Annotated in this window: 1 protein-coding gene and 1 pseudogene; both read right to left on the bottom strand. The window is 34.6% G+C overall.

Features of this window, described 5'->3' with window-relative positions:
• Positions 1 to 808 (bottom strand): hypothetical protein (locus R5Z65_RS10040; protein WP_317368919.1); only part of this gene is annotated, 808 nt, incomplete at its 3' end.
• A 362-nt stretch (positions 809 to 1,170) separates the two neighbouring features.
• Positions 1,171 to 1,709 (bottom strand): annotated as a pseudogene (locus R5Z65_RS10045) (hypothetical protein); the annotation flags it as partial.

Here is a 1,709-nt window from a genome sequence, read left to right on the forward strand (position 1 = left end):
TATTGGCATAAAGTAATTTAAATTCTGTACTCCCTTTCGTGTTAATTTCCCCATTGCTGAACATACAATTTATTGTATTTCCAGTACCACTTTTAGACGCTTTAAGAGTTCCGTTTTGAATCGCTTGTACCGTCCAACTATATACATTGCTTCCCTCGGCAGTACAAGTAATTGTTTCGTCTATGTTAGTACCTGTTACTAAAAAGTTAGATACGCTTGCTTCTGGTGCTTTAAGGGTAACATTCCTGTCTTTATACCCACTAGTCCACATATTATAACCAATTACTCTAAAAGTAGTATCACCAGTATTTTCAATCTCTCCCACGTTAAAAGTAGCAGATATTGCACCTGTACCAGTTTTGCTCGATACTACTACATTATTTTGTATAGCTTCGACTTTCCAAGAAGTTGTATTTGTTGCTGTGGATGTACAAACAATAGGAGCAGCTACATTTAAATCACTTAGTTGAATGTTGCTAATGCTAGGTGTAGGAGCAGTTAGAGTTTGGACAGTTTCTTCCACTGTTGTTTCTGCGCTATTAGTTGCTGTAATTCTAAAAATAACATCTCCTACTGGTAGCTCACTAGGATTAAAGATTGCACTTGTAGGCGTTGTCCCTGTTCTGGTTGCTACAACTACATTATCTTTTATAGCTTGCAAAGTCCAAGATGTCGCATCCTTTAATGTAAAAGAAACGGTAATTGCCTGGTCTACAGATCTATTATCTAACCTAATATTAGATATGTCTGGTACAGCTACCGTATACTCTACATAAGGACGATATGCTCCCCCATTTATACCAAACATGTAGTAATAAGCTGGATACTCATTCGTTCCACCGTTAGCATATATTCTATAAAGATTTCTATTTTCGACTTCAAAGGTATTCCACCCAATATTAGCCAAACCTTTATCTACATTATTTATATTGATTCCTGTATTTTTTTTACCTGGTATAGACTGAATGTAAAAACTTAATTTAACATTGGTCGCAATAATAGGTAGATTCAAGCTTAGATTCAGACTCGTCCACCACCCTTGAGTAGTGTAATAATAAATTCTATAGGAACTACCTGTTTGCTCTTTTAAATCCTCATTAGAAGCATCATAAATTTCCTGTGTGAAATAAGCTTTTTTTGTGACTTGTGCCACGCTCCCACCCCCTTTCTTTAACGATTTCTTTCTGTCATTTTAGCATTTTTACATATATTCACAATGTCATTAAATTCTTTAATACTAGATGCATTAATAGATACATTGAATGTATTAGTTGTATTACCACCACTTCTATACGCTTTAGCTTCTTCTTTGTTTAATACAGTCTCACCTTGATGTAATTCTGCAATATATCCGTCATACGGTACATAAGCTAAACCATCTGCATGGCTACCATTTACATAAGCTACACTTTTATAGGATGCACTCTTTTTACTAGAGCCATTATCCCAAAATGTTATTTTATCTACTAGCCAATCAACTTTTTCAGTGACCCATGATGTTATATTATTCCAAACACCTTTTATTCCATCCCATAGTCCACTAAAAATATCTTTACCAAGTTCAATAAACTTTTTAGGCAAGTCTTTAAACCAATCTATTAAATCCGTAAAGCAATCCTTAACAGCTTCGACTATGTTGTCTATTGTGTCTGTAATAGAGTCCCACATAGAAGAAAAAATATTTCCTAGTGTATTTGCAACATTACCGC

The sequence above is a fragment of the uncultured Tyzzerella sp. genome, from assembly GCF_963558545.1.
Lineage (GTDB): Bacteria > Bacillota > Clostridia > Lachnospirales > CAG-274 > Tyzzerella.